The following is a 507-nucleotide window of genomic DNA, read 5'->3' as shown; positions in this document are numbered from 1 at the left end:
AATTGGCTTTGCGCAGAACCTTCAGCCATTCGCGGATCTTGTCGCGAAACAGAGGGTGGCCGAGCATGAGCCAGGCTTCGTCGAGGATGATGAGGCTGGGCGCGCCGGTCAGCCGCTTCTCGACCCGACGAAAGAGATAGGTGAGAACCGGCACGAGGTTGCGCTCGCCCATGTTCATCAGTTCCTCGACCTCGAAGCACTGGAAGGCGCCAAGCGTCAGGCCGTCCTCTTCGGCATCGAGAAGCTGACCCATCGGCCCATCGACGGTGTAATGATGCAGCGCGTCCTTGATCTCGCGCATCTGCACGCCGCTGACGAAATCCGAGAGCGACCGGCCGCGCGACTGCGCCATCAACGCGATTTGCTTGGAGATCGCATTGCGATGATCCGGCGTGACGGTGACGCCCTGCAGCCCGACCAGTGTTTCCAGCCACTCCGACGCCCAGGCGCGATCGCCATCGGTCGAAAGTTCCGAAAGCGGGCAGAAGGAAAGCGCCGGCGAGCCCC

At 62.7% G+C, this 507-nt stretch carries 1 pseudogene; it reads right to left on the bottom strand.

Annotated elements, in window-relative coordinates:
• Positions 1-507 (bottom strand): annotated as a pseudogene (locus RCCGE510_RS32855) (conjugal transfer protein TrbE); the annotation flags it as partial.

Origin of the sequence: Rhizobium sp. CCGE 510, from assembly GCF_000292525.1 — a bacterium.
Lineage (GTDB): Bacteria > Pseudomonadota > Alphaproteobacteria > Rhizobiales > Rhizobiaceae > Rhizobium.
The sequence above is the reverse complement of the archived record's forward strand: the minus strand, read 5'-3'. Positions and strand labels throughout refer to the sequence as shown.